The following is a 23,336-nucleotide window of genomic DNA, read 5'->3' on the forward strand; positions in this document are numbered from 1 at the left end:
CTCGGCAATTGCCAAATTCTCACCGCGTCCATAACATGGCGTTATGCCCGAGCTGCGCCGGATGCTGCCCTCCAGTAACGCCCTGTTCGTCTTCAACGCAGCGGCGCGCAATGGCAGTTTCACGGCGGCAGCAGCCGAGCTCAACGTCACGCAGCCGGCGGTGAGCCGGATGCTCGGACAGTTCGAGGAGCATCTCGGCGTCCGCCTGTTCGACCGCACTGCGGGGCGCGCGGTGCTCACCGAGGAAGGCGAGCTGCTTTATCGCCGCGTGCTCGAAGGCTTTCGCAGCATCGAGACCGGGCTCGTCGAGATCGAGCGGCGCCGCAAGGGCACCGAGACGGTGACGCTGTCGGTCTCCTCCGCCTTCACCACGCATTGGCTGATGCCGCGCATCGACAAGCTCCAGAAGCAGTTTCCCGACGTCGATTTGCGCTTCCAGCTGATCTCCGGCGCGCTGCGCGGGCCGGTCGAGAATGTCGATCTCGGCATGCGCTTTCGTGACCGCGACGAGCCCTCATCCGGCGGCACGCTGGTGATGAAGGAAGTCATGCTGCCGATGTGCAGCCCTGGCTATCTCGGCGAGACCGATCCCGCTGAAGGCAACACCATCATTCGCCTCGCCGAGACGCCGGGCGACTGGGCGGCGGATTACGCCTCGCTTCTCACCGGCCGCCGCGGCGCGGCCAAGGCGCTGAGCTTCACCGACTATGCCGTCGTGATGCAGGCCGCCCTGCTCGGCCAGGGCATCGCACTCGGCTGGTTGACGGTGGCCTCGCACTGGCTCCTGACCGGCGCGCTGGTGCCGGCTTCCGATACGCTCACCACCACGCGCCGCATCTGCGAATTCCTGCCGCCGCGTAACCGGCCGATGCGCCCCATCGCCGCCGAAATCCGCGACTGGATCATCGCGCAGATGAAAAGCGAGATCGCCGCGATCGACCGGCTCTATCCGAAGCTCGGTGCGATGGCCGCCTGCTATTGATGCCGAATGATCGCGGCGCGCTACCCCGGCCGGAAACGCAGATTGGCGCGCGATAGCTGGCTGATCGACGTGCATCCCATCAGCTTCATATCGCGCACGAGCTCGGCCCGCAGCAGGCCGAGGGCCCGTTCGACGCCGGGCCGGCCGGCGGCGGCGAGCGGATAGAGATAGTATCGTCCAAGCCCGACCGCCTTGGCCCCGAGCGACAGCGCTTTCAGGATATGGGTTCCGCGCTGGATGCCACCGTCCATCATCGCGTCGATGCGGTCACCCACGGCATCGACGATTTCGGCGAGCTGATCGAATCCCGAGCGGGAGCCGTCGAGCTGGCGGCCGCCATGATTGGAAAGAACGATCCCGGCACAGCCGATATCGACCGCGCGGCGCGCGTCTTCCACCGACATGATCCCCTTCAGGCAGAACGGCCCGTTCCAGGTCCGCACCATCTCCGCGACATCGTCCCAATTCATCGCGGGATCCAGCATCTCCGTGAAGTAGCGGCCGATCGACATGGCGCCGCCGCTCATGTCGACGTGCTCCTCCAGTTGCGGGAGCCTGAATTTCTCGTGGCTGACATACTGGATACCCCACATCGGCTTGATCGCGAACTGCAACATGCCCGCGGGCGTCAGGCGGAAGGGAATGCTGAAGCCGGTGCGCAGATCGCGCTCGCGATTTCCCCCGGTGATGCTGTCGACCGTCAGCATCATCACCTCGACGCCCGCGTCCTTGGCGCGCTGCATCATGGCGCGGTTGAGACCGCGATCCCGGTGGAAATAGAATTGATAGACCTGCGGCGTGTCGTGGGCCTTGCGCAATTCCTCGAGCGACACCGTGCCCAGCGAGGGGACGCCGAACATGGTGCCGTAGCGCGCCGCGGCAGCGGCGACGGCACGCTCGCCTTCATGATGGAACAGGCGCTGCAAGGCGGTCGGCGAGCAGTAGAACGGCAGCGCGAGCTTCTGGCCCATGATGGTGACCGACAGATCGACGTCCTGCACACCGCGCAGCACGTTGGGCAGAAGGTCGCAATGCTCGAAGCTCGCGCTGTTACGGCGATGGGTGGTCTCATCGTCGGCCGCGCCATCGATATAGTCGAAGATCGGACCGGGCAGTCGGCGGCGCGCCAGCCGCCGGAAATCGTGGAAGTTATGACACTGTGTCAGGCGCATTTCTCAACTCCGCTCACGGCATGCTCTGCGCGTCGATCATCCTGCCATCGCGCCGCCGATGCTGCTAGCGGTTGCCATCGCGGCGATCTCTCGCCTGATGGAAGCCGCCGGTCTCCTATCGATGCTCGATCGCCCTGATCGCGCCACGGAGCTCGGCGAGCCCGCGGAGGCGGCCGATCGCGGTGTAGCCGGGATTGGTGCGCTTGGTGGCGGCGAGATCGTCGAGCATACGATGGCCGTGGTCGGGACGGAACACGATTCTCTTGTCGGGCGAACGCCGTGCGTTCTCCTTCAACAGCGCCTTCAGGACCGCGACCATGTCGACGTCACCATCGAGATGATCGGACTCGTAGAAGGAAAGGCCGTCGGCCTCGCGCTTGGTCGCGCGCAGATGCGCAAACGCGATGCGCGGTCCGAAGCGCTCGGCCATCGCAGGCAGATCGTTCCCGGCGCGCACGCCGAGCGAGCCCGTGCACAGGCAGATGCCGTTGGCCTTGGACGGCACGGCGTCGAACAGCGCCTGATAATCGTCGGCGGTCGAGGCAATGCGCGGCAGGCCGAACAGCGGGCGCGGCGGATCGTCCGGGTGCAGCGTCAGCGACACCCCGAGTTGCTCGGCGACCGGCGTGACGCGGCCCAGGAATTCGGCGAGATGCTGCCGCAGGATCTTTGGCGTGATGTCGCGATAGGTCTCCAGCCGGTCGCGGAATTGCGGGATGGTCATCGGCTCGGTGGTCGAGCCCGGCAACGCGCTGGCGATGACCATGACGAGATAGTCGATATCGGCCTGGCTCATCTGGTCGAACAGCTCTTTCGCGCGCGCCTGCTGCTCGGGGGAGTATTCCTGCACGGCGGCGGGACGCTTCAGGATATGCAGCTCGAACGCGGCAAAACGGTCCTGGTCGAAGCGCATGGCGCGGGCGCCGTTCGGCAGCTCCCATTCCAGATCGGTGCGACACCAGTCCACCACCGGCATGAAATTGTAGCAGATGATCTTGATGCCGGCCGCCGCCACCGCTTCGAGACTCGCGATCCACGCGTCGATCGAAGCCGTCGCCTTAGCCCCGAGCCGCTTGACGTCGTCGGGGATTGGAATCGACTCCACCACCGACCAGGTCAGTTGCGAGCGGCCGGGCTGGCCGTGCTCGATGAAATTCTTGCGCTCCTCGACCGCCTTGCGCGTCCAGGCTTCGCCGATCGGCACCTGATGCAGCGCCGAGACGATATCGGTCGCCCCGGCCTGCCTGACGTCATCCAAGGACACCGGATCACCCGGCCCGTACCAGCGCCATCCCTCGAGCATCATGTGATCACTCCAATCAGTTCGCGGTCAGCACGACCTTGACGCTCTGCGAGCGGTCGAGCGCCAGCCGCAGTGCGTCCGGCGCGGTCGACAGCGGCCGCTCGGCGGTGACCAGCGACAGCACGTCGACGCTGCCCGAGCCGATCAACTCCACCGCGGTCATGAACTCGAAGCCGAAGCGGAACGAGCCGCGCAGGTCGATCTCCTTGGCCATCACCGCATTCGACGGCGTCGGAATCTGGCCGCCCGGCAGGTTGCCGATCTGCACCACAATGCCGCCGCGCCTGACGATGCCGATCGCGCTCGCAAGGCCCGCGGCGGTGCCCGAGACCTCGAACGCGACATCGTAAGGACGCGATGCGGCTTGTGCCTTCAGTCCTTCCTCGCCGCCCGAGACGTTCTCGACATGCGAAGCGCCGAGCCGGGTCGCAAAGGCGAGCGGCGCCGGCGCGATGTCGGCGACCGTGACGTCGGCCATGCCGGCGCGGTGTGCGGCGAGCATGGTCAAAAGCCCGATCGGGCCGGCACCGAAGATGATGCCGCGCTTGCCCTCGATGTTGCCGGCGCGCGCGACCGCGTGCAGGCAGACCGCCAGCGGCTCGGCCAGCGCCGCGGCCTGATAGGAGACATGGTCGGGGATCTTCACGCATTGCGCGGGGATCGCGTCGAAATAATTGGCGAAACCGCCCTGCATGTGCGGCGTCTTCGAGGCCGAGCCCATGAAGTAGATGTTCTCGCAGAGGTTCGGCCGGCCCTCGCGGCAGGCGACGCAATGGCCGCACCAGCGCGATGGATTGACGGCGACACGGTCGCCGACCTTGAGGTTCGCTGCGGAACCGGAGATCTCCACGACTTCGCCGGAGATCTCGTGGCCGAGCACCAGCGGCGACTTCACGACAAAATCGCCGGTCCGGGCATGACGGAAATAGTGCATGTCGGAGCCGCAGATGCCGCCGGCGCCGAAGCGGATGCGCACCATGCCGGAAGCCAACTTGTCGAGCGGATGCTCGATCATGCGCAGATCTTCGGGGCCGAACAGGGTTGCGGCGAGAGCGGTGGAGGTCATTTGGAGAGTCCCATGTATTTAGGCAGCCAGAGGGTCAGTTCGGGAATGTAGGTGATCGCGATCAGCGCGACCATCAGCGGCACCAGCCAGGGCAGGATCGCGACCGTCGTGCGCTCGACCGAGAGCTTGGCCACGCGGGCGAGCACGAACAGCACCATGCCGAGCGGCGGATGCAACAGGCCGATCATCAGGTTGAGCGTCATGATCAGGCCGAAATGGATCGGATCGATGCCGAGCTTGAGCACGATCGGCAGCAGGATCGGCACCAGGATGGTGATCGCCGCCGTGGTGTCGATGAAGCAGCCGACGAACAGGATCAGGACGTTGGCGAGCGCCAGGAACACCCATTTGTTGTGGGTGATGCTGAGCATCCAGTCCGAGAGCATTTGGGCTGCCTGCGACACCGTCAGCAGCCAGGCGAAGATCGAGGCTGCCGTGACGATGAACAGCACCGAGGCCGTGGTCTCGATGGTGTCGAAGGTCGCCTTCGCCACCGTCTTCAAGGTCATGGTGCGGTAGCGGACGAGGCCGAGGAACAGCGACCAGATCACGGCGGCGACCGCGGCCTCGGTCGGCGTGAACCAGCCGAGCGTCATGCCGCCGATCAGGATCACCGGCGCCATCAGCGCCATCACCGCCGAGAAGTCGAAGTACCAGTCGATCGCGAGCAGCGCGCCGAGGCCGATGACAACGGCCATGTTGGTCGACATGCCGGCCAGCACCATCAGCCAGATCGCGAGCGGGAAAGCCAGCACGATGGCGATCTCGAGGCCGGCCGAGCCGAGCTGCGGCCAGGAGAACGGCGTATCGCTGCCCCATTTGTTCTTGTGCGCGAAGTAGGTGACCGTCGCCATCATCAGCAGCGTCATGACGATGCCGGGAATGACGCCGCCGAGAAACAGCGCGCCGATCGAGACGTTCGCCATCATGCCGTAGATCACGAAGGGCAGCGACGGCGGGATGATGGGACCGAGCGTGGCGGACGCCGCGGTGACGCCGACGGAGAACTCGGTGGAATAGCCGTGGTCCTTCATCGCCTTGATCTCGATGGTGCCGAGACCGGCGGCGTCCGCGATCGCCGTGCCGGACATGCCGGAGAAGATCACCGAGCCGATGATGTTGACGTGACCGAGGCCGCCGCGCATCCAGCCGACCAGCGCGACCGCGAATTTGTAGATGCGGCCGGTCACGCCGGCGATGTTCATGAGATTGCCGGCCAGAATGAAGAACGGCACCGCGAGCAGCGGAAAGCTCTCGACGCCGGCGATCATGCGCTGCGCCAGCGTGACATCGGGCGTCACGCCGCTGACCAGGATGTAGAGCAGCGACGACGCGGCCATGGCAATCGCCACGGGAACGCCGAGCAGCATCAGGACGAGGAAGCCTCCAAGCAACAGCAACATAACTTTACCCCTCAAAACCGTCGTAGGCGCCGGGACGTTCGAGGATCGAATAGCCCTGTCGCAGATGTTGGATGGCCACCTGCACCGAGCGCACGAACATCAGCACGAAGCCCGCCAGCACAGCGTAATAGACGTAGTCCTTGGGCAGATTGATCGTGGTCATCGATTCATCGCCGATGATCTGGATATAGACCCAGACCAGCTTGATGGCGTAGCCGAAGAAGGCGATCCGGATCAGGTCGATCGCCGTGGACAGCCCGCGCGCCACGATGTGCGGCAGATAGCGGTAGATCAGGTCGACCTGGATGTGCCGCGACAGCCGCACGCACATCGAGGAGCCGATGAAGACCACGCCGATCAGGCAGTAGGTCGCGATCTCCTCGGTCCAGGCATAGCTGTCGTTGAGGACGTAACGGGTGAAGAACTGGAGGAAGACGGCAAGCGCCATGACCCAGAAGATCACCAGCGCCACCCAGTCCTCGAAAGCGTAGACGCCGAGATCGACCTTCGGCACCGCCTCTTCCTCGAATGTGTGGGCGATCTCGTCTCCGGTGATCTGCCGGTGTATTTCGGCGGTGGACATGGGAGTACTCCTCAAACTTGCGGCACGTCGTTCCGGGATGGTGCGTTAGCACCAGACCCGGAACCTCGAGATAGTTCTACTGCGTCAACCTCGCTCCGCTCCTCATCCTGAGGAGCTTGCGAAGCAAGCGTCTCGAAGGATGACCTCGGGCGACGCCCGAGCGACATCCGGGCCTTCATGGTTCGCCCGGACGATGCGAAGCATCGTCCGGAGCGCGTTCCGCGCTCCTCACCATGAGGGTCTTGCTTACTTCACCGCCTGAATGCGTTCCCAGTCGGCCTTGCGATAACCAAAGGTCTCGAACGGAACGTTCTTCAGCACGATGTCGCGGAACTCGTTCTTGTCGACCTCGGTCACGGTCAGGCCCTTCTCCTTGAAGAAGGAAACAAGCTTGGCCTCGTTCTGCTTGATCTCATCGGTCGCCTTGGCAGCAGCTTCCTGCGCGACGTCGGTGAAGATCTTCTTGTCCTCGTCGCTGAGCTTCTTCCAGAGCGCGCCCGCCACCACCGTGTTGAGATGGTCGACGATGTGGCCGGTCAGCACGATGTGCTTCTGCACTTCGTAGAACTTCTTGGCCTCGATCGTGGTCAGCGGGTTCTCCTGCGCCTCGACGGTGCCGTTCTGAAGCGCGAGATAGACTTCGGCGAACGCGATGGGCGCGGTGTTGGCGCCGCAGGCGCGCGGCATCGCCAGATAGGCCGGAACGTCGGGCACGCGCATCTTCAGGCCCTTGAGATCGGCGCAGGACTTGATCGGCTTGTTCGACGAGGTCTGGCGCACGCCGTAATAGGTCACCGCGACGATGTGGTGGCCGCTCTTGTCCTCGTAGCCCTTGGCGAGCTCCTTGAAGATGTCGCTCTTGGTGTAGGCAAGCAGATGGTCCGAGTCGCGGAAAGTGTAGGGATAGTAGGTCACGCCGATCGGCGGGAAGCTCTTGGCCGCGAAGCTCGAGCCGGAGATGATGATGTCGACCGAGCCGAGCGAGAGGCCCTGGTTGATGTCGGCTTCCTTGCCGAGCTGCGACGCCGGATAGACATCGACCGTATAGCGCCCGTTGGTGCGCTTGCCGATCTCCTGCGCGGCCCAGACCGAAGCGGTGTGGAACGGCTCCGAGGTCTCGTAGACATGGGCCCATTTGAGCTTGGTCTGCGCCATCCCGGGATTGGTCGCCGCGAACATTGCCGCGACCGAAGTCGCCAGCACCATCGTCATCTTCTTCAACACTGACTTATCCTCCACTGACTAAAGTCTGCTTCTTGTTCGCCCGCCCCAAAAACCGGGACGAGCCGCCCAATCTCATCGCCGCCGCACGCCGCCGCTTTTGGCCTGCGTCTTCGCGCGTTTTGGTTTTGCCGGTTTCGCCGGCGTGCGCGCGACCCGGCCTCGCTCCGCGGGCGATCCCGCGGCGGTCTCGGCACCAAAATTCTGCGCAAAGCGCTCCTGCGAGCGCGCTAAGTGCTTCCGCATGGCCTCACGGGCAGTGTCCGGATCGTGCGCCGCAATCGCGTCACGCACGGCGCAGTGCTCGTCGAGCGCGGTGCGCCACGTGCCCGGGCTCTCGAAGTAATGCGCAAGCTGCGCGAAATAGGGATTGAGGCGCTGGTCGAACAGCTCGCCGACCACGCGCACCAGCACGGCATTGCCGAGACTGCCGGCGATCGCGACGTGGAAGGCACGGTCGTGCACCATCGAGGCCTCGCCGGGATGCTCGACATTCTCCATGGCGACAAGCGACGCATTGATGCGGGCGATATCGTCCTTGGTCGCCACGCGTGCGGCCTGCTCGGCGATCGCGCTTTCCAGGAATTCTCGGGCGCGCAAGAGCTCGAACGGGCCTTCGATGCCGGCGGCCGGAAGCGCAGGCGCGGCGTCCGCCGGCTCGGTCACGTAGATGCCTGAGCCGACGCGGATGCGGACGCGGCCCTCGACCTCGAGCGCGATCAGGGCTTCGCGCACCGTCGGCCGCGAGATCCTGAGCTGCTCGGCGAGTTCGCGCTCGGTCGGCAAGCGGCTGCCGACCGCGTACTCGCCGCTGTCGATCAGGCTTCGCAATTGATCGGCGACCTGGCGGTAAAGCCGTCTCGCCTCCACAGCTTCCAGCGGCACGCTGGCCTCCCCGAAAGGGTCTCGCTGGGAAGCATCGCGTCCCGGCGGCCCGCCAATTTTGGAAAATTGGTCTTACCAATTGACCGAAGCATTGACCGAGGACAGGCGCCATGTCAAGCAGCTGCCAAACACAGGGAGAGACGACCATGCGCCATAATTCAACGCGTCTTGGCCGCGCCAATCTCGACCGGCTGCCGCCCGCCATCCGCCGCCCGGCCTATGACCGTTCGCGCGTTACGCCCGGCATCGTGCATCTGGGCCTGGGGGCCTTTCATCGCGCGCACCAAGCCGTCGTCATCGACGACTGCCTTGCCGCAGGCAGCTCGTCCTGGGGCATCGTCGGCGCGAGCCTGCGCAGCCCGGATACGCGCGACGCCCTCGCCCCGCAGGATCATCTCTACACTGTCGCCGTACGTGCCGCCGAAGGCACCGAACACCGCGTCATCGGCGCGTTGCTCGACAGTGTCGTCGCGCGCGAGAAGCCGGCAGCACTGGTCGAGCGGATGGCCGATCCCGCCATTCGCATCGTCTCGCTGACGGTCACCGAGAAGGGCTATTGCCACACGCCGCAGACCGGCGATCTCGACGAGCGCCATCCGGATGTCGTGCACGATCTCAACAATCTTGACGCGCCGCGCTCGGCGCCCGGCTTCATCGTGGCCGCTCTAGCGCGCCGGCGCGCACAGGGGCTGGCGCCCTTCACCGTGCTCTGCTGCGACAACCTCGCCGCCAACGGCCACACCGTGCAGCGGATCGTGACGCAGTTCGCCGCGCTCCGGTCGAAGGACCTCGGCAAGTGGATCGCCGATAGCACCGCCTTCCCGTCGACCATGGTCGACCGCATCGTGCCGGAGACGACGGACGCCGACCGGGATGCGGTCTCGGACGCGCTCGGCATGCGCGACGCCTGGCCTGTGATGACCGAGCCGTTCACGCAATGGGTGGTCGAGGACCGCTTCACGGCGGGGCGGCCCGATTTCGCCGCCGCCGGCGTCGAGCTCGTCACCGACGTCAAGCCGTTCGAGCTGATGAAGCTGCGGCTGCTCAACGCCAGCCATTCGGCGCTGGCCTATCTCGGCTATCTCGCGGGCTACGAGACGATCGCCGACACCATGCTGGATCCGCATTTCGCGCGTCTCGCCGCGCAGGTGATGGAAGAGGCCGCGGTGACGCTGACAATGCCTGTTGGCACCGATCTCGCCGCCTATCGCGCTTCGCTGCTCAAGCGCTTCGCCAACCCGGCGCTGCATCACCGTACCTGGCAGATCGCGATGGACGGTTCGCAAAAGCTTCCGCAGCGCCTGCTCGGCGGGATGCAGGATCGCCTGCGCAAAGGCTTGCCGATCGCGACGCATGCGCTCGCGGTGGCCGGCTGGATGCGTTACGTCACCGCACGCGACGAGCAGGGCCGCGCCATCGATGTTCGCGATCCGCTCGCCGCCGAGTTCGCCGCGCTGGCGCGCGAGGCGGGTCCCGTCGCCGAACGGCTCGCGCCCGCATTGCTCGGGGTCGAGAAAGTGTTCGGACCGCTGGGCACTGAGCCGCGCCTGCGCGAGGCCGTGACCACGGCGCTCGGCCGTCTTTACAAGGACGGTGCGCGGCGGGCGGTGGAGACACTTGTCTCGGCGTGACCACAAAGCAGGCAATGCTGCACTGCGGTCCAAATCGAACGCAAAGTCGGACGGAAGTCGCGCTTGATTTTTGCCTGCCATTGCCCCACCCGAGAGGCATGGCAAAGGACAATAAGGTCATCGCCGCGAACGCGGCCTTCTACGCCGCCTTTTCAACGGGCGACTTCGACGAAATGGAGCGGATGTGGGCGGATGACGACGCCATTTCCTGCATCCATCCCGGCTGGCCGGCCATTATCGGCCGGGCCACGGTGATCGGCAGCTGGCGCGACATCCTGCAAAATCCGGAGCGGCCGCAGATCGTTTGCGCCGAACCGCAGGCGATCGTCGACGGCGACAGCGCGCGCGTGCTCTGCATCGAGATCGTCGACGGCACCGCATTGGCCGCTGCCAACCATTTTCGGCGTGTCGGCGACGGCTGGCGGCTGGTGCACCACCAGTCGAGCCCAATCGCGCAGATTGTCGAGCAGTCTGAAGATGATAGAACGAGCCACCGCGTCCACTGACCGCGGCGGGCCGGCCGGCGCTTTCTACTGTGCATGGGGTTGTTTTTCAGTTTTTTGTTTTGAGCCTCCGAGTTCCGACAAATCGTCGAGCACGACCTGCGCCGCACTGAAATCATCGTCCCGAAAGAACATGCTCCTGGTGATGAGCACCGGAATGTTCGCCCGCGAGGCCGCGATCAGACCGTTGCGGGAATCCTCGATCGCGACGCAGTCGGCTGCGCCCAGCTTCAGCCGCGCCAGGGTTTCCAGATAGACATCCGGCGCCGGCTTCTTGTGGCGGACATCGTCGCCGGCGACGACCGCATCAAAATCCGCCGCCCAGCGCGTTCCCAGCGCCTGCGACAGCAGCGCATCGATATTGCCGTGCGAGGTGGTGGTCGCGATCGCGAGCCGCTGGCCGCGGGCCTTCGCGGCGGTGAGCAGGTCCGCCACGCCGGGCCTTAAGGGACAGCAGCCGGTTTCGATCAGCTCGGCGTAATGCGCGGACTTGATGCGGTGAAGGGCTGCGATATCGGCATCCGGCAATGGCGGTGCGACCTGCAGCCCCGTGTGAAAGGCGCGCATGCGCTCCTTGCCGCCGGTGACACGCAGCAGCTCCCGGTAGACGGCCCGGTCCCACTGCCAGTCGAGACCGTGGCGAACGAAGGCGTGGTTGAAGGCCTGCCGATGCAGCTCCTCGGTTTCGGCCAGCGTACCGTCGACATCGAAGATCAGCGCGGCGGCGCGCCCAATCAACTCCGCGGCACCGCATAGCACTGCGGCCGGCGCTTCTGCCTGCATGACCGACGCCTCCCTCCTGACAAGCGAGCATCGCCCGCCCTGGCGGGCGAGTAAAATTGCAATATCTTTTGCCGGACCCAAAAATCCCTTATGAGCGAACGGCGCGCAGATCGCGCGAGCGGGAACTCCAGCACGGCAGACGCATGCGGCTCTTCATCCTCGGCCTCGGCTACAGTGCCCGGCATTTCGTCGGCCAATTCGGCGGCGCCTTCTCGCATATCGCCGGCACCGTGCGCGATCCCGGCAAGCGAAACGACCTTGCCGGCATCGAGATGCACGCCTTTTCCGGCGGCAGTCCGGCCCGCGAGGTGGTCGAGCGAGTCCGCGGCGCCGATGTCCTTCTCATATCGATCCCGCCCGGCAGCGCGGGCGACCCCGCGATTACGGCCTTTGCCGACGCGCTCGCGGGCCGGCGGCGGAAGATCGTCTATCTCTCCACCATCGGCGTCTATGGCGATCACGCAGGCCGCTGGGTGGACGAGAGCACGCCGCCGCAGGCCACCCTCGACCGCACGCGAACGCGCGTCGCGGCGGAGCAAGCCTGGACCGCCGCGGCGCGCGGCGATGTCGCGATCCTGCGGCTTGCGGGCATCTACGGTCCCGGCCGCAACGCGCTGGTGACGTTGCGGGCGGGGACGGCGCGGCGCATCATCAAGCCGGGACAGGTCTTCAATCGCATCCACGCCGACGACATCTCGAGCGCGATCATGGCGGCGGTGAAGCGCAGTGACGGCGGCACCTGGAACGTCTGCGACGACGAGCCGGCGCCGCCGCAGGACGTGATCGCTTATGCGGCGAAGCTGATGGACATTGCGCCGCCGCCCGAAGAGCCGTTCGAGACCGCCGAGATGTCGGCGATGGCCCGCAGCTTCTATGCCAGCAGTGCCCGGGTCTCCAACGCGAGACTGAAGCACGAGCTCGGTGTCGGGCTTGCCCATCCGACCTATCGGCATGGCCTGGATGCGCTGTGGCGCGCGGGGCAAGGACGATAGGTTCCAGAGCGAAGTCAAGCGCTGGAACAAAGAGGGCGGCCGCCCAGGCCGCCCTTTTTCGAATTTGGCGTCAGCTCAACACGCCGTACTTCTTGAACCAGGCCTCGGCCTGCTTCCAGGCATCTTCCGCCGCATCCTTGCGGTAGCTGCCGCGATAGTCGGCATGGAAGCCGTGCGGCGCCTGCGGATAGATCTTGAATTCGGCGATCTTCTTGTCCTGCTCGAGCACCGCCTTGAACTGCTCGACCTGGGCCACGGGAATGCCGGTATCGGCGCCGCCATAGAGGCCGAGCACCGGCGCCTTCATGTCGGGGGCGAGCTGAAGCGGGCTCTTCGGCCACGCCGGATTGGCGGGATCGACCGGCGCACCGTAGAACGCGACACCAGCCTTGAGGGTGCCACTGTGGGCGGCGTATTCCCAGACATTGCGGCCACCCCGGCAGAAGCCGATGATGCCGAGCTTCGTGGTGTCGCCGCCTTGCGATCCCGACCACGCCACCGTCGCATCGAGATCGGACAGCAGCTCGGCGTCCGGCTTGGCATTGACGACCGGCAGCAGATCCTTGATGTCGGTGACCTTGGTGAGGTCGACACCCTTGCGGAAGTAATAATCGGGCGCGACCGCGAATGCGCCGAGCTTGGCGAGGCGCCGTGTCACGTCCTTGATGTATTCGTGCAGGCCGAAAATCTCCATCGCCACGATGATCACCGGCGCCTTGGTGTTGCCGGTCGGGCGCGCGAAATAGGCAGGCATCTCTTCGGACCCGACCTTGATCCTGGCGTCACCAGCCTGGAGGCCGCCGGTATCTGTCGTGATGATTTCGGCACGGACCGGACCGGCCGCAAGCGTGTAGCCGGCAGCGACGGCCGCGGTGGCGCTCATGAATCCGCGGCGCGAGACCGGGGCCACTTTCGTCAGCCCGACGACGTCGGATGTCATGGTGGTTTCGAAACTCATCGGTCGATCCTTCCTGATGCTTGGCCCTGATTCCTCAGGCGGCGCATTCGCCGATAATTGGCGGCGAAACGCAAATCACCAGCCTGCGAGCCTGCCCGCGTTCAGGCCAGGCCCTGATGTCTTTTCACCGGCGCCGTCTCGGGCATCAGGCTCATTGCGACAAGTCCGACGATCGCCGCAAGCAGGAGGTACCAGGCCGGTGCCAGCGGATTGCCGGTGACATGGAGGAGCCACGTGACCACGAGCTGCGCCGTACCTCCGAAGCTCGCGATCGCCACCGCGTAGACGGTCGCGAACACGCCGCCACGGATGTTCTGGGGCAGCGCTTCGATGAAGGTCGCATAGAACGCGGTGAACGGCAGCGAGCCGATCATCGATAGCACGCCAAAGCCGATCAGGAGCGACAGCGCGCCCGGTGCATGGACGATCCACAGGAAGGTCGGATAGGTGAGCAGAAGGGTTGCGAGCTGCGGCCAGATCATGATCGGCTTGCGGCCGAGACGATCGGCGAGCCATCCGCCGACCAGTGCGCCGACGAACTGAATGCCGTTGCTGACGAGCGACACGGCGAAAGCCAGTGTCGACGACACGTGCAGGGTATTCTGCGCATAGGTCGTCATGTATTGCGTGACATAGGTCGAGATCGTGCCGCTGGCCAGGATCATCAAGGCCAGCGCGATGACGCCGAGGTGACGCCGGGCCTGCGAGAGGTGACCCGTGCGCTCTTTCGCTGCGACACCGGCATCGGCTTGCGGAATCGTCTCCGGCAGTGTCCGCCGCATCCAGATCCCGAACGGCAGGCAGACGGCCCCGATCAGGAACGCCACCCGCCAGCCGTAGGAGTCCAGCATCTCCGGCGCCATGGTCGTGCTCAGGATGACGCCGACCAGCGCGCCGGCGGTCGCCGCGATCTCCTGGCTCGCCGGCTGCCATGCCACGACCAGGGCCCGATGCTCGGGTGGCGCGATCTCGAGGAGATAGGCGGTGGTCGGTCCGACCTCGCCGCCGAGGGCGAAGCCCTGCGCCATGCGCGCCGCAATCACGATGATGGGCGCGGCAACACCGATCATGCGATAGGACGGCGTGAGGGCGATGGTCAGGATCGCAGCTCCCATCAACGCAAAGCTCAGCAGCATGGCGGGCCGCCGGCCGATCCGGTCGGAATAGATGCCGAGCACGATCCCACCGATCGGCCGCGTCACGAAGCCGGCCCCGAAGGTCGCCAGCGACAGCATCAGGCTGCCGTACTCGCTTCCGGTCGGGAAGAAGGTATGGCCGATCTGGATGGCGAAGAAGCTGTAGGTAATGAAGTCGTAGAATTCGAGCATGTTGCCGATGGTGGCTGCGAATGCTGCTCGTTTGACGTTGAACGGCGCCGCTTGCTCAATTCCCAACGACACTTTGACTTCCCTGGATTCGCTCGTTTGCCGGACTTAACCGTCTGGCTGCATTGCGTCGCAACATCCATTAACCGAAAGAGACGGTTCTCTCCCGGCGCGCCACATCGCCAAGCGTCACTGGTGATGCGCCTGTTCGCGCATTCGAAACCCCAGGCCGCAACAAATGGGCTCCGCAGTGGCGACTATGACACATCATGTTGCTCAGGCGTCGCACATCACCGTCAATTCAGGTGCAAGCTGTCGTGATTTGACTGAAATTTTCAGAAGAGTTGAGCCGTGCGATTTACTCGAACTTTCTTTGTGACGCTCTAGTTCCACGGCCGGAAGTTCCATCTGCACGACGGAGCAACTTCCCAGATTGCGCTACCAAAGGCTCAATTGAATAAAGCTTGTCCGACTTGGAACTGAAATGATTTTAGCTCGCGAAGCGATTGAATTGTTGGGACAGATGGCCCGCATCCTGTGGTTTGAAGGCACCAAGCATGGCTTGCGCGACCGCGAATGGATGGCCCTGCGCTTTCTCTCCCGCGCCAACCGTTTCTCGCGAACGCCCTCGGCGCTCGCGAGCTACGTCGGCACCACGCGCGGCACCGCTTCTTTCATCATCGGCGAACTCGAGCGGCTCGGATATTTGGAGCGAAAGCGCTCCGCGACGGACAAGCGATCGGTGACGCTGAGCGTGACGCAGCAGGGCAAGAAGTTCCTGGTGCGCGACCCCATCAGCGTTCTCCTCGAGCCGATCGCCGTCCTCGACGACGAGACCAAGATCCGCTTTCGCGACACGCTCCGGCACGTGCTCGATCAGGCGGACGCGGCCGAGCAGCGGCACCATACCGACGTCTGCAAGCGATGCATCTTCCTGCGCGAAGATGGCACCGCCACGGACGGCAAGCCCGGCGCCGCCGAGTTCAGCTGCCGCCTGTTTCGCGCGCCGATCGCGGAGACGGAGATCGATCTGCTATGCACCAGCTTCGAGCATCATCGCCAATAGGAGGCGGCCCTCGATCATGGCGTTGCCTTGCGTGACGAGTAGATGACGCCACCGCTGGACTCCACCACCAGACGGCCGTTCTCGTTCTTGATCTCTTCGATGCGGCCAAGCCCGGGTACCTGCTGGCCAAGCACGGCCTCGATGACGCCGTTCGGGCCTTGCAGGATCGCAATTCCCTCATAGGCCTGGCGGACCGACCAGCCCTTGACCACCTTGCGCGGCGCCGACGGAGGAACCGAACCCGTGATCTCGGGCGCGGCAACCGAGGCCATCATCGGCATCGTCTGCGAGGCCGGCTGCGAGGCGACGGCCGCCGGTGCCGGCGCTTGGGCCTGAGCCTGGGCGAGCTTGTCCAGCTTCACCGTCGAGGACGAGCTCACCCGCTCGATACGGTCGAGATTCTCGGCGAACCTGCCGAAGCGATCGTTGGTCGCCTTGCTCGACTGATCGACCGCGGTGCGCAGGCCGTCGAGATTTTCGGACACGCCCGACACCTGCTTGCGCAGCAGCGCGACAGTCTCGCGCAGATTCCTGATCTCCGTATTGGCGGCAACGTTGCTTTGGGCTGGCTGCGTGGTGAGATAGGCGATCACGCCGGTGCAGGCGCAGACCACGAGAATCGCAGCGACCGCCAATGTTGCGAGCGGCGCGACCCAAGTCGGACGCGGCGGCGGCGGCTTGGCCACTATCACGGCCGGCTTGATCACGGTCGGCGCAGGCTTCGGTATCGCCATCTTGTCGAGGCGCGCCTTGGCGCGAATGCGCTTAAGCCCCTCGAGCGCCTCTTTCGCCAGAGTTTCGTCGTTCGCCGCAGCCGACACACGCTTCGCGCTTGCAGCGGGCTTGGCCGTCTGTGTCGTGTTTGTATCGCGCGCATCCGGAGCCGGCTTCGCCGCCGCTGAAAGATCAGCGGTCGCGTTGGGACGAGCTTGTCCATCGGACAACATGTGAAAATGCTCCGTTCGGTTCGATCTATCGAACGGTGAAGTTATTTGCCGAAGCTTGCCTGAAACGTGCGCAGCGAAAACTTTTCATCGCGCCCGATGCGACGTCGCATGAGTCAAAGGCGTCATGGACGTGGCGAGAGTGCGACTCGAAAGACACACACTCGCCAAGATTTCGCCAAGCTGGAGTCGCCGCGCCATACATGAGTCGAATTGTCGCACGGGGAAACACCAGCAGGAGAGTCAATCCCGGGTTGAAAACCCCATTGTGCGCATCACCCGTGGCACCGCACAAAACAGCTGTGATTACGCGGGGATGCGGAACTTTAGAAACGCTACGGTGCAAAACTAGTTCGATCATCAAATCAACTGATGCGATCGAACATACAAAGAAACAACCAGAAACGAATCAACAGCATCAAACACGCATAGCAACCGCTTTGTTGCGCGCGCTTGATCGGAAATCGGCAATTGTTACGGTCCTACTCAAGTGATTCTCGCCAGTTGGCGAGGAGATCGACAGAGTTCAGGTGCGTTCGGACGCGATAAGCAAGTTGGCGCAACTGTTCTAGGTCTGTCTCAATCCGTTCCGCGGGGTGATCCGTAAGAACCCGCCGGGCCTCACGCAGTAAGCGTTCAGTATCGAGTCGAAGTAGCAGGCCTGCGCACGCAGGCACTGAATGCGTAGGGCTGCCCGCGAATATCGAAACCATAACAACGGTTCGCGGGATGGAAATATCGTCAAACAGCATGGTTGCCGAGCCGGGCATCACAACAACCATCCGGCCGCAACAAGTGCGAAACAGGGGCGAAAGACTAATGTATATTATCGTTGATGATCGCGAGAGCGTCACGAACAGCTACGTTGGAGGGCTCGTTCGCGAAGGTGTATCGTCGATCGGCTTCTCCTCCGGAGAATTCTGGGACTGGTTACAATCTGCGAGTGAACCGGATCTGGCGGCGGTCGACGCCTTTCTCCTCGGGGACTGCGATGCCCGCGGAAGCCTGCCGCGGGCGATGCGCAAGCGTTCCTCGGCACCCATCATCGCCATGAGCGGCCAGAAGATGCTCAAGAACACGCTTGAGCTGTTCGAATCGGGCGTCGACGACGTCGTCCACGTGCCGATTCACCTGCGCGAGATCCTCGCCCGAACGGCCGCAATCGCGCGCCGCCGGGTGGGCGAGCTACCGAGGCCCTGCGAGACCAGGATCCAGGTCTTCTTCAACGGACGTGACCCCGAGATCGCGGGCCACGCTCTCACCCTGCCCCGCCGCGAGCTGCGCATTCTCGAATATATGGTCAGCAACCACGGCAAGTGGATCACCAAGACGCAGATCTTCAACGCGGTCTACGGCATCTTCGAGTCGACCTTCGACGAGAGCGTGATCGAGAGCCACGTCAGCAAGCTGCGCAAGAAACTCCGCGACCGCCTCGGCTTCGACGCGATCGTGGCCCGGCGCTATGTCGGATACCGCCTCAACATCCCTGCCGGCGAGACCATCGACGTGCCGATGCAGGAACTCGACGAGGTCGGTATCCTCCTGAACAGGGCACATGCCGCCCCGGCGGCGTACCCGGCCGGAAACTGACGCGGCAGGGAACCGCCACGAAACCGACAACGGCCTCTGCGGAGTACCCTTCGCAGAGGCCGTTGCACTTTCAGCGGCAGGGATGGCGGAACAGCGGCCTCGCGATGCCGGCGCCGCGACAGCTACGGCTTCTGCTGGAATTCTTCCTTGGAAACATAGTTGAAGTCCTCGACCAGGACGTCCTGGACGACGTCGGCCTGCATCCGCTCGTTGACGCGCTGCTTGATGGCCGTCGTGAGGATGGAAAGGTCGTAGCGGGCGAGCTTCCTGAAATCGAGGCGGTCGTCGGCATAAATCCTGCGGAACGCCTCGTCGACGACGAACGGCTCCGGCGGGACGTTGAGCTGGTGCATGGTCCGCGCCTCAACAGTGTAGACGAAGCGCGCCACGATGTAGCCCTGCACGCTCCCGCCCTCCACCATTGGCACGCTCAGCGCCCGCGTCTTCTGGTATTGAAGGCCGTCGAGATATTCGTCCTTCGCCGGCAGCAGGCTGCCGTTTTCCTTCCAATAGGCCACGGCATAGCTCGTGCCCGCGGTGAGGATGCATACCCAGAGCCCGGCCAGCACGAGTCTGATCATTTTCCGTCCTGTGCTGTGCGGCCGGTATAGGTGCCGTCCGACTCGGCTTCCTTGATCGCCTTGACGATGATGGCCGCGACCTCGCGCACCGCATCGTAGTGCATTTCGAGGATGGAACGGTTTCGCTCGAGCTTCTCGCGCAACCGCTGGATTTCCTCGGTGATCTCGACCTCGTTGCCGAGATGCATCCGTGCCCGCATCAAGCGGACGAATTCGAGCATGCTCCGGCTCTTCCGGGCACTGAAGTCGTCGAAATCGATCTTCTTGCCCGTCGCGAGCGCGACCGTCTCCTCTTCGACGATGTTCTCAAGCCGGCGGATCGCAGACAGCAGGCCACTCACCTCGTCCGATCTCGCCGCGTCGGTGCCGTCGTTCTCCACGTCACTGCCGAGATTCGGCAGCAGCGCGGGCAAGAACGCATCGCCTGCTGCCGCTTCCAACGTCATCGCCTCGGCGTCCACGACCGGCTGCTCCACCACCAGGACCGCCGCACCTTCTTGTGCTTGCATAGGAAATTCACCCCTCAACTTCTGTCACCCATTCCCGGATCATGATCCGGTCTTTTCCGTAACGCCGGGCCCCGCCGGTTGCGCAGCGGCGAGTTGCTTGGCAATGCCAATGCCCTTGCCCTTTGCCAGCTGAGCACCAAGCTGCTCCGCCAGCATCGACTTCCAGACGCCGCCAGCCGTGCCCTTGCCGAAGACTTCCTCCGATTCCTTCGGCAGCATCGTCTCGACGAAGGTCTGGAGAATGAACGCCTCGAACTTCCGGTACACCTCGCCGGATGCGGGCGCCTTGATCACCCGCACCGGCGGCCCGTTCACCGCGCCCGACTGCTGCGCTTCGGCAGCCTGCGCCGCGGATTGATCGGCAGTCGCCGCCTTGGCCTTGCCGACCTCCGCGTCCATCGTGGCGGCGAAATCGGCGTCCGACGATTTGAGCGCATCGAGCTTCGCGGTCGCCGCCCGCTGCGTCACGGGGTCGGCGGCATCGAGGACATCGAGAACGAGGTCGGGCGTCGCTGTCACGATCATATCTTGTTCCGGCTGGCTGGCCGTGGCGTCCAGTCGCGCACGGCGGGGCTTATTCCCGTCATCTCTTCGAGCGAGCGCGCCTCCGCGTCGCGAAGCTTGTCTGCGAGCGCGGCCTTCGCGACCTGCTCGAGCTGTTTCACACGGCGGGTCTCCGCGCGGACCTGGTCGAGCTGCTGCGATGCCTGCGCCTGGACCGCGCGCGCACCGGCGCTCGTCCTGTTGAGGCGCCGCGCGATCGATTCGCTCGACGACCCCGCCGGCGGCTTGCCCTCGTTGAGGGTTCCTACCAGCCATTCCTGCTCGTCCTGCAAGCTGCGCTCCTGCTGCCGCAGATGCGCGAGCTGCCATTCGGACAGCCGAAGCTGAAGCTTCACGAGCGAGACCATCCGGCCGAGCTTGTCCGCGCGCGACGTCATGACCGATCACTCCGCCAGCCACGACGAGACGCCGAGCATGAATTGCGTCAGGAGCTCGTCGCTGGTGAGGTAGAGCAGCAGGAAGCCGCCGAACAGCACGAAGGGCACCGAGATGAAATAGACCGGAATCGCCGGCGTCAGCTTGTTGATCAGGCCGACCGCGAGGTTGACGATGACCGAATAGACGATGAAGGGGCTGGTGATCCGCAGCGTCAGCACGAACGCCTCGGACAGGCGGCTGACGAGCTGGTCGAGTGCCATGCTGCCGCCGATCCTGTTGCCGGGCTGCCAGACGTCGTAGGAGTTCATCAGCCCGCGCAAGACCTGCCAGTGCTGGTCGGTCATGAAGAACAGCGTGGTGACGGCGGCCATGATCAGCGGCACCAGGGCCGGCGCCGGATCGGTGTCGCCGACCGGCGTTCCCGGGATGTTGCTCAGCCCGATCGCGCTCGCCATCACGGTCGCCATGGTCTGCAGCGCGAGGAAGAACACACGCCCGCCGAGCCCAATGACGCTGCCGACCACGAGCTCGGAGCAGATCAGGAGCGCAAGCGTCAGCGGCGCGGCGTTGTCGGTGAGAGGTTTCAGGACCGAGATCAGGATCGGCGTCAGCGCAAACGTCGTGACGAGCGCGACGAACAGGCGAACCTGGGCCGGAACGTTGACGCTGGAATAGCCGGGCACGAGCATCAGGCAGGCGCCGATGCGGCAGAACACGATGAACGTGACCAGCACGCTGTCGGCCAGGCCGCTGATCACGATATGGCTCCCAGCGCCCTGATCTCGGCGCTGCGCGCGACCTCGACATGCGACAGGACCGGCAAGGTCGGGAACACCCGCTCCAGGATCATCCGGACATAGGGGCGGGCTTCCGGGGTCACCGCCAGAACCACGCTGGTGCCGTTCTCGGTGAATTTGCGGATCGCGGCGCTGGCTTCGGTTGCGAACTGCTCGATCAGGCGAGGATCGGCGTCGAATTCGAAGACTTCGCCCTTGGCGTCGCGCTTCAGGCTCTGGTGGAACGCCAGGTCCCAGCGATTGCCGAGGCGGACGACGTTCAGCACACCGTTGTCGGAAAGGTCGCCGCAGATCTGCTGGGCAAGTCGCGTCCGCACATGCTCCGCGACCTGCTCGGAGCGCCGCACATGCGGTGCGATCTCGGCAATGGCCTCCAGGATCAAATGGAGGTTGCGGATCGACACGCGCTCGGCCAGCAGGATCTTCAGGATCGCCAGCAGGCCCGAATAGGAGATCTGCGACGGGCAGAGATCCTCGACCAGGCGCTTGTATTCGGGATCGAGACGGTCGAGCAGCCCGCGCATGTCCTTGTACGACAGCAGCTGCGCGAGATTTGCCCTGAGCACTTCGCTCAAGTGCGTGAGCAGCACCGACAGGTTGTCGACCGGCTTGCAGCCCTGACGCTTGACCTCGTCGGTGAAAGCTTCCGTTACCCACAGCGCCTTCATGCCGAAAGCGGGTTCGATCACCTCTTCGCCGGGCACGTCGGGCTTGCCGTCCTTGTCGACCAGCACCAGCACCTCGCCGAGCCGCAGCTCGCCCTGGGCGATACGCGTGTCATGGATCCGGATCTGGTATCCCTTGGGATCGATCGACAGATTGTCGCTGAGCTTGATCTCCGGAATGACGAAGCCGTATTGCTTGGCAAACTTCTTGCGGAGCTTGCTGACCCGGTGCGCAAGCTCGGTGCGCGAGCCCAGCAGATGGACCGACAGATGGCTGCCGAGCGACAGCTCGATCTCTGCGGTCTTGAGCGATTCCTTGACGGATTCCTTGGCATCGGCCTGGGCCCGCTCGTCGGCCTTGCGCGCATCCTCTTTCCGCTCCCGCGCCGCCTGCCGCCTCGGCAACGAATAGCCGACGAAGGCCATGACGCCGCCGAGCAGGAAGAAGGGTGCCATCGGCAGCCCCGGCATCAGGGCGAGCACGAACATCATCAACGCGGCGGCCGACACCGCGCGCGGGTAGCCGCTGAGCTGGCGCAGCACCGCCTGTTCCGCCGAGCCCCTGGTGCCGCCCTTCGAGACCAGCAGGCCCGCCGACAGCGACACGATGAGAGCCGGCATCTGCGATACCAGACCGTCGCCGACGGAGAGCTTCGTGTAGACGTCGGCGGCGCGTGCCAGCGTCAGCCCGTGATGCGTCACGCCGATGATGATGCCGCCGAAGATGTTGATCGCCGTGATGAGCAGGCCGGCGATTGCGTCGCCGCGGACGAACTTCGAAGCACCGTCCATTGCACCGAAGAACGCGCTCTCCTCTTCGAGCTCGCGGCGCCGGCGCTGGGCCTCCTTGTCATCGATGAGGCCCGCGGAAAGGTCAGCGTCGATCGCCATCTGCTTGCCCGGGATGGCGTCCAGGGTGAAGCGGGCGCCGACTTCGGCGATACGCGTTGCACCCTTGGTGATCACGACGAAATTCACCGTCACCAGGATCGCGAAGATGATCAGACCGATGACGAAGTCGCCGCCCATGACGAACTTCGAGAAGCCGGCAACGACGTGACCCGCGGCTTGTTCGCCCTCCCCGCCCCGCGACAGGATCAGACGGGTGGTCGCAACGTTGAGCGCCAGCCGCAGGATCGTCGCGATCAGCAGCACGGTCGGGAAGGCGGAGAAGTCGAGCGGCCGCTGGATCCACAGCGCGACCATCAGGATCAGCGCGGACAGCGCGATCGAGAAGGCGAGGCCGAGGTCGATCAGGATCGGCGGTATGGGCAGGAACAGGATCGTGAGCATGGCCACGATACCGCCCGCGAAAAAGGCGTCGGCCCCAAATCGTCGCGGGGTCGGCAGGCTAGCAGCTAATGTATCGGCCATGGGTCACCGGCAGAGGGTCCGCCCCGCAATCTGCCGTGCAAAGCTTACGCGAGGGTGGTGG

Annotated in this window: 23 protein-coding genes; 6 read left to right on the forward strand and 17 right to left on the reverse strand. The window is 64.6% G+C overall.

Annotated features, from left to right (window positions below):
* Positions 1-43: 43 nt before the first annotated feature.
* Positions 44-982: a LysR family transcriptional regulator gene (locus AC5ZFO_RS16540; protein ID WP_496122235.1), complete on the forward strand. Its 939-nt coding sequence runs from the start codon at positions 44-46 to the stop codon at positions 980-982.
* Positions 983-1,002: 20 nt separating this feature from the next.
* Here AC5ZFO_RS16540 and AC5ZFO_RS16545 read toward each other — a convergent pair whose 3' ends face one another.
* The 7 genes from AC5ZFO_RS16545 to AC5ZFO_RS16575 all read right to left on the reverse strand — a co-directional run bounded on the left by AC5ZFO_RS16545 (position 1,003) and on the right by AC5ZFO_RS16575 (position 8,615).
* Entirely contained in the window at positions 1,003-2,154 is a 1,152-nt protein-coding gene (locus tag AC5ZFO_RS16545) for an alpha-hydroxy acid oxidase (RefSeq protein ID WP_496122236.1), read from the reverse strand.
* Positions 2,155-2,269: 115 nt separating this feature from the next.
* Complete coding sequence (gene uxuA / locus AC5ZFO_RS16550) at positions 2,270-3,460, reverse strand: mannonate dehydratase (RefSeq protein WP_282522992.1); 1,191 nt, start codon at positions 3,458-3,460, stop codon at positions 2,270-2,272.
* A 13-nt stretch (positions 3,461-3,473) separates the two neighbouring features.
* Positions 3,474-4,523 carry an L-idonate 5-dehydrogenase gene (locus AC5ZFO_RS16555; RefSeq protein ID WP_282522993.1) on the reverse strand — a complete coding sequence of 350 codons (1,050 nt, stop codon included), beginning with the start codon at positions 4,521-4,523 and terminating at the stop codon, positions 3,474-3,476.
* Positions 4,520-5,926 carry a TRAP transporter large permease gene (locus AC5ZFO_RS16560; protein ID WP_085405292.1) on the reverse strand — a complete coding sequence of 469 codons (1,407 nt, stop codon included), beginning with the start codon at positions 5,924-5,926 and terminating at the stop codon, positions 4,520-4,522. Before AC5ZFO_RS16560 ends, AC5ZFO_RS16555 begins: the two co-directional genes overlap by 4 nt.
* A gap of 4 nt (positions 5,927-5,930) precedes the next feature.
* Positions 5,931-6,509: a TRAP transporter small permease gene (locus AC5ZFO_RS16565; protein WP_282522994.1), complete on the reverse strand. Its 579-nt coding sequence runs from the start codon at positions 6,507-6,509 to the stop codon at positions 5,931-5,933.
* Between the two features lie 246 nt (positions 6,510-6,755).
* Complete coding sequence (locus tag AC5ZFO_RS16570) at positions 6,756-7,715, reverse strand: sialic acid TRAP transporter substrate-binding protein SiaP (RefSeq protein ID WP_282523023.1); 960 nt, start codon at positions 7,713-7,715, stop codon at positions 6,756-6,758.
* A 90-nt stretch (positions 7,716-7,805) separates the two neighbouring features.
* On the reverse strand, positions 7,806-8,615 hold the full coding sequence (locus tag AC5ZFO_RS16575; protein WP_282522995.1) for a FadR/GntR family transcriptional regulator: 810 nt from the start codon (positions 8,613-8,615) through the stop codon (positions 7,806-7,808).
* Positions 8,616-8,761: 146 nt separating this feature from the next.
* Here AC5ZFO_RS16575 and AC5ZFO_RS16580 point away from each other — a divergent pair, with 146 nt between their 5' ends.
* Both AC5ZFO_RS16580 and AC5ZFO_RS16585 read left to right on the forward strand, forming a co-directional pair.
* Positions 8,762-10,246 (forward strand): mannitol dehydrogenase family protein, encoded by a 1,485-nt coding sequence (locus tag AC5ZFO_RS16580; RefSeq protein ID WP_282522996.1) that lies wholly within the window; start codon positions 8,762-8,764, stop codon positions 10,244-10,246.
* Between the two features lie 98 nt (positions 10,247-10,344).
* Positions 10,345-10,752 (forward strand): nuclear transport factor 2 family protein, encoded by a 408-nt coding sequence (locus AC5ZFO_RS16585; protein WP_282523024.1) that lies wholly within the window; start codon positions 10,345-10,347, stop codon positions 10,750-10,752.
* Positions 10,753-10,776: 24 nt separating this feature from the next.
* On the opposite strand, the gene AC5ZFO_RS16590 is transcribed toward AC5ZFO_RS16585, so the two are convergent.
* Complete coding sequence (locus AC5ZFO_RS16590) at positions 10,777-11,532, reverse strand: HAD family hydrolase (protein ID WP_282522997.1); 756 nt, start codon at positions 11,530-11,532, stop codon at positions 10,777-10,779.
* A gap of 143 nt (positions 11,533-11,675) precedes the next feature.
* Between AC5ZFO_RS16590 and AC5ZFO_RS16595 the strand changes: the two genes are divergently transcribed.
* Positions 11,676-12,524 carry an NAD-dependent epimerase/dehydratase family protein gene (locus AC5ZFO_RS16595; RefSeq protein ID WP_282522998.1) on the forward strand — a complete coding sequence of 283 codons (849 nt, stop codon included), beginning with the start codon at positions 11,676-11,678 and terminating at the stop codon, positions 12,522-12,524.
* A gap of 70 nt (positions 12,525-12,594) precedes the next feature.
* Here the strand turns inward: AC5ZFO_RS16595 and AC5ZFO_RS16600 are convergent, their stop codons facing one another.
* Together AC5ZFO_RS16600 and AC5ZFO_RS16605 are read right to left on the reverse strand one after the other, a co-directional pair.
* Positions 12,595-13,482 carry a dienelactone hydrolase family protein gene (locus tag AC5ZFO_RS16600; RefSeq protein WP_496122237.1) on the reverse strand — a complete coding sequence of 296 codons (888 nt, stop codon included), beginning with the start codon at positions 13,480-13,482 and terminating at the stop codon, positions 12,595-12,597.
* A gap of 101 nt (positions 13,483-13,583) precedes the next feature.
* On the reverse strand, positions 13,584-14,810 hold the full coding sequence (locus tag AC5ZFO_RS16605; protein ID WP_282523025.1) for an MFS transporter: 1,227 nt from the start codon (positions 14,808-14,810) through the stop codon (positions 13,584-13,586).
* Positions 14,811-15,291: 481 nt separating this feature from the next.
* On the opposite strand from AC5ZFO_RS16605, the gene AC5ZFO_RS16610 reads away from it, so the two are divergent.
* Positions 15,292-15,873 carry a MarR family winged helix-turn-helix transcriptional regulator gene (locus tag AC5ZFO_RS16610; RefSeq protein WP_282523000.1) on the forward strand — a complete coding sequence of 194 codons (582 nt, stop codon included), beginning with the start codon at positions 15,292-15,294 and terminating at the stop codon, positions 15,871-15,873.
* A 14-nt stretch (positions 15,874-15,887) separates the two neighbouring features.
* Here AC5ZFO_RS16610 and AC5ZFO_RS16615 read toward each other — a convergent pair whose 3' ends face one another.
* Positions 15,888-16,820 carry a hypothetical protein gene (locus tag AC5ZFO_RS16615; protein ID WP_496122238.1) on the reverse strand — a complete coding sequence of 311 codons (933 nt, stop codon included), beginning with the start codon at positions 16,818-16,820 and terminating at the stop codon, positions 15,888-15,890.
* An 816-nt stretch (positions 16,821-17,636) separates the two neighbouring features.
* Here AC5ZFO_RS16615 and AC5ZFO_RS16620 point away from each other — a divergent pair.
* A complete protein-coding gene (locus AC5ZFO_RS16620) occupies positions 17,637-18,407 on the forward strand; it encodes a response regulator transcription factor (protein ID WP_028147148.1) in 771 nt (256 codons plus the stop codon).
* 122 nt (positions 18,408-18,529) lie between these two features.
* Here AC5ZFO_RS16620 and AC5ZFO_RS16625 read toward each other — a convergent pair whose 3' ends face one another.
* Genes AC5ZFO_RS16625 through flhA form a run of 6 tightly spaced genes read right to left on the reverse strand, consistent with a single transcriptional unit; the run spans position 18,530 to position 23,275 of the window.
* Positions 18,530-18,988: a hypothetical protein gene (locus tag AC5ZFO_RS16625; protein WP_282523002.1), complete on the reverse strand. Its 459-nt coding sequence runs from the start codon at positions 18,986-18,988 to the stop codon at positions 18,530-18,532.
* Entirely contained in the window at positions 18,985-19,497 is a 513-nt protein-coding gene (locus AC5ZFO_RS16630) for a flagellar biosynthesis protein FlgN (RefSeq protein WP_282523003.1), read from the reverse strand. Before AC5ZFO_RS16630 ends, AC5ZFO_RS16625 begins: the two co-directional genes overlap by 4 nt.
* Before the next feature lie 39 nt (positions 19,498-19,536).
* Positions 19,537-20,022: a rod-binding protein gene (locus AC5ZFO_RS16635; protein WP_282523004.1), complete on the reverse strand. Its 486-nt coding sequence runs from the start codon at positions 20,020-20,022 to the stop codon at positions 19,537-19,539.
* Positions 20,019-20,438: a hypothetical protein gene (locus AC5ZFO_RS16640; protein WP_282523005.1), complete on the reverse strand. Its 420-nt coding sequence runs from the start codon at positions 20,436-20,438 to the stop codon at positions 20,019-20,021. The genes AC5ZFO_RS16635 and AC5ZFO_RS16640 overlap by 4 nt, the downstream gene beginning before the upstream one ends.
* A 6-nt stretch (positions 20,439-20,444) precedes the next feature.
* A complete protein-coding gene (gene fliR, locus AC5ZFO_RS16645; RefSeq protein WP_038956957.1) occupies positions 20,445-21,197 on the reverse strand; it encodes a flagellar biosynthesis protein FliR in 753 nt (250 codons plus the stop codon).
* Positions 21,194-23,275: a flagellar biosynthesis protein FlhA gene (gene flhA, locus AC5ZFO_RS16650; RefSeq protein ID WP_282523006.1), complete on the reverse strand. Its 2,082-nt coding sequence runs from the start codon at positions 23,273-23,275 to the stop codon at positions 21,194-21,196. The genes fliR and flhA overlap by 4 nt, the downstream gene beginning before the upstream one ends.
* Positions 23,276-23,336: the final 61 nt, after the last annotated feature.

It is taken from the genome of Bradyrhizobium sp. Unk1, from assembly GCF_059512345.1.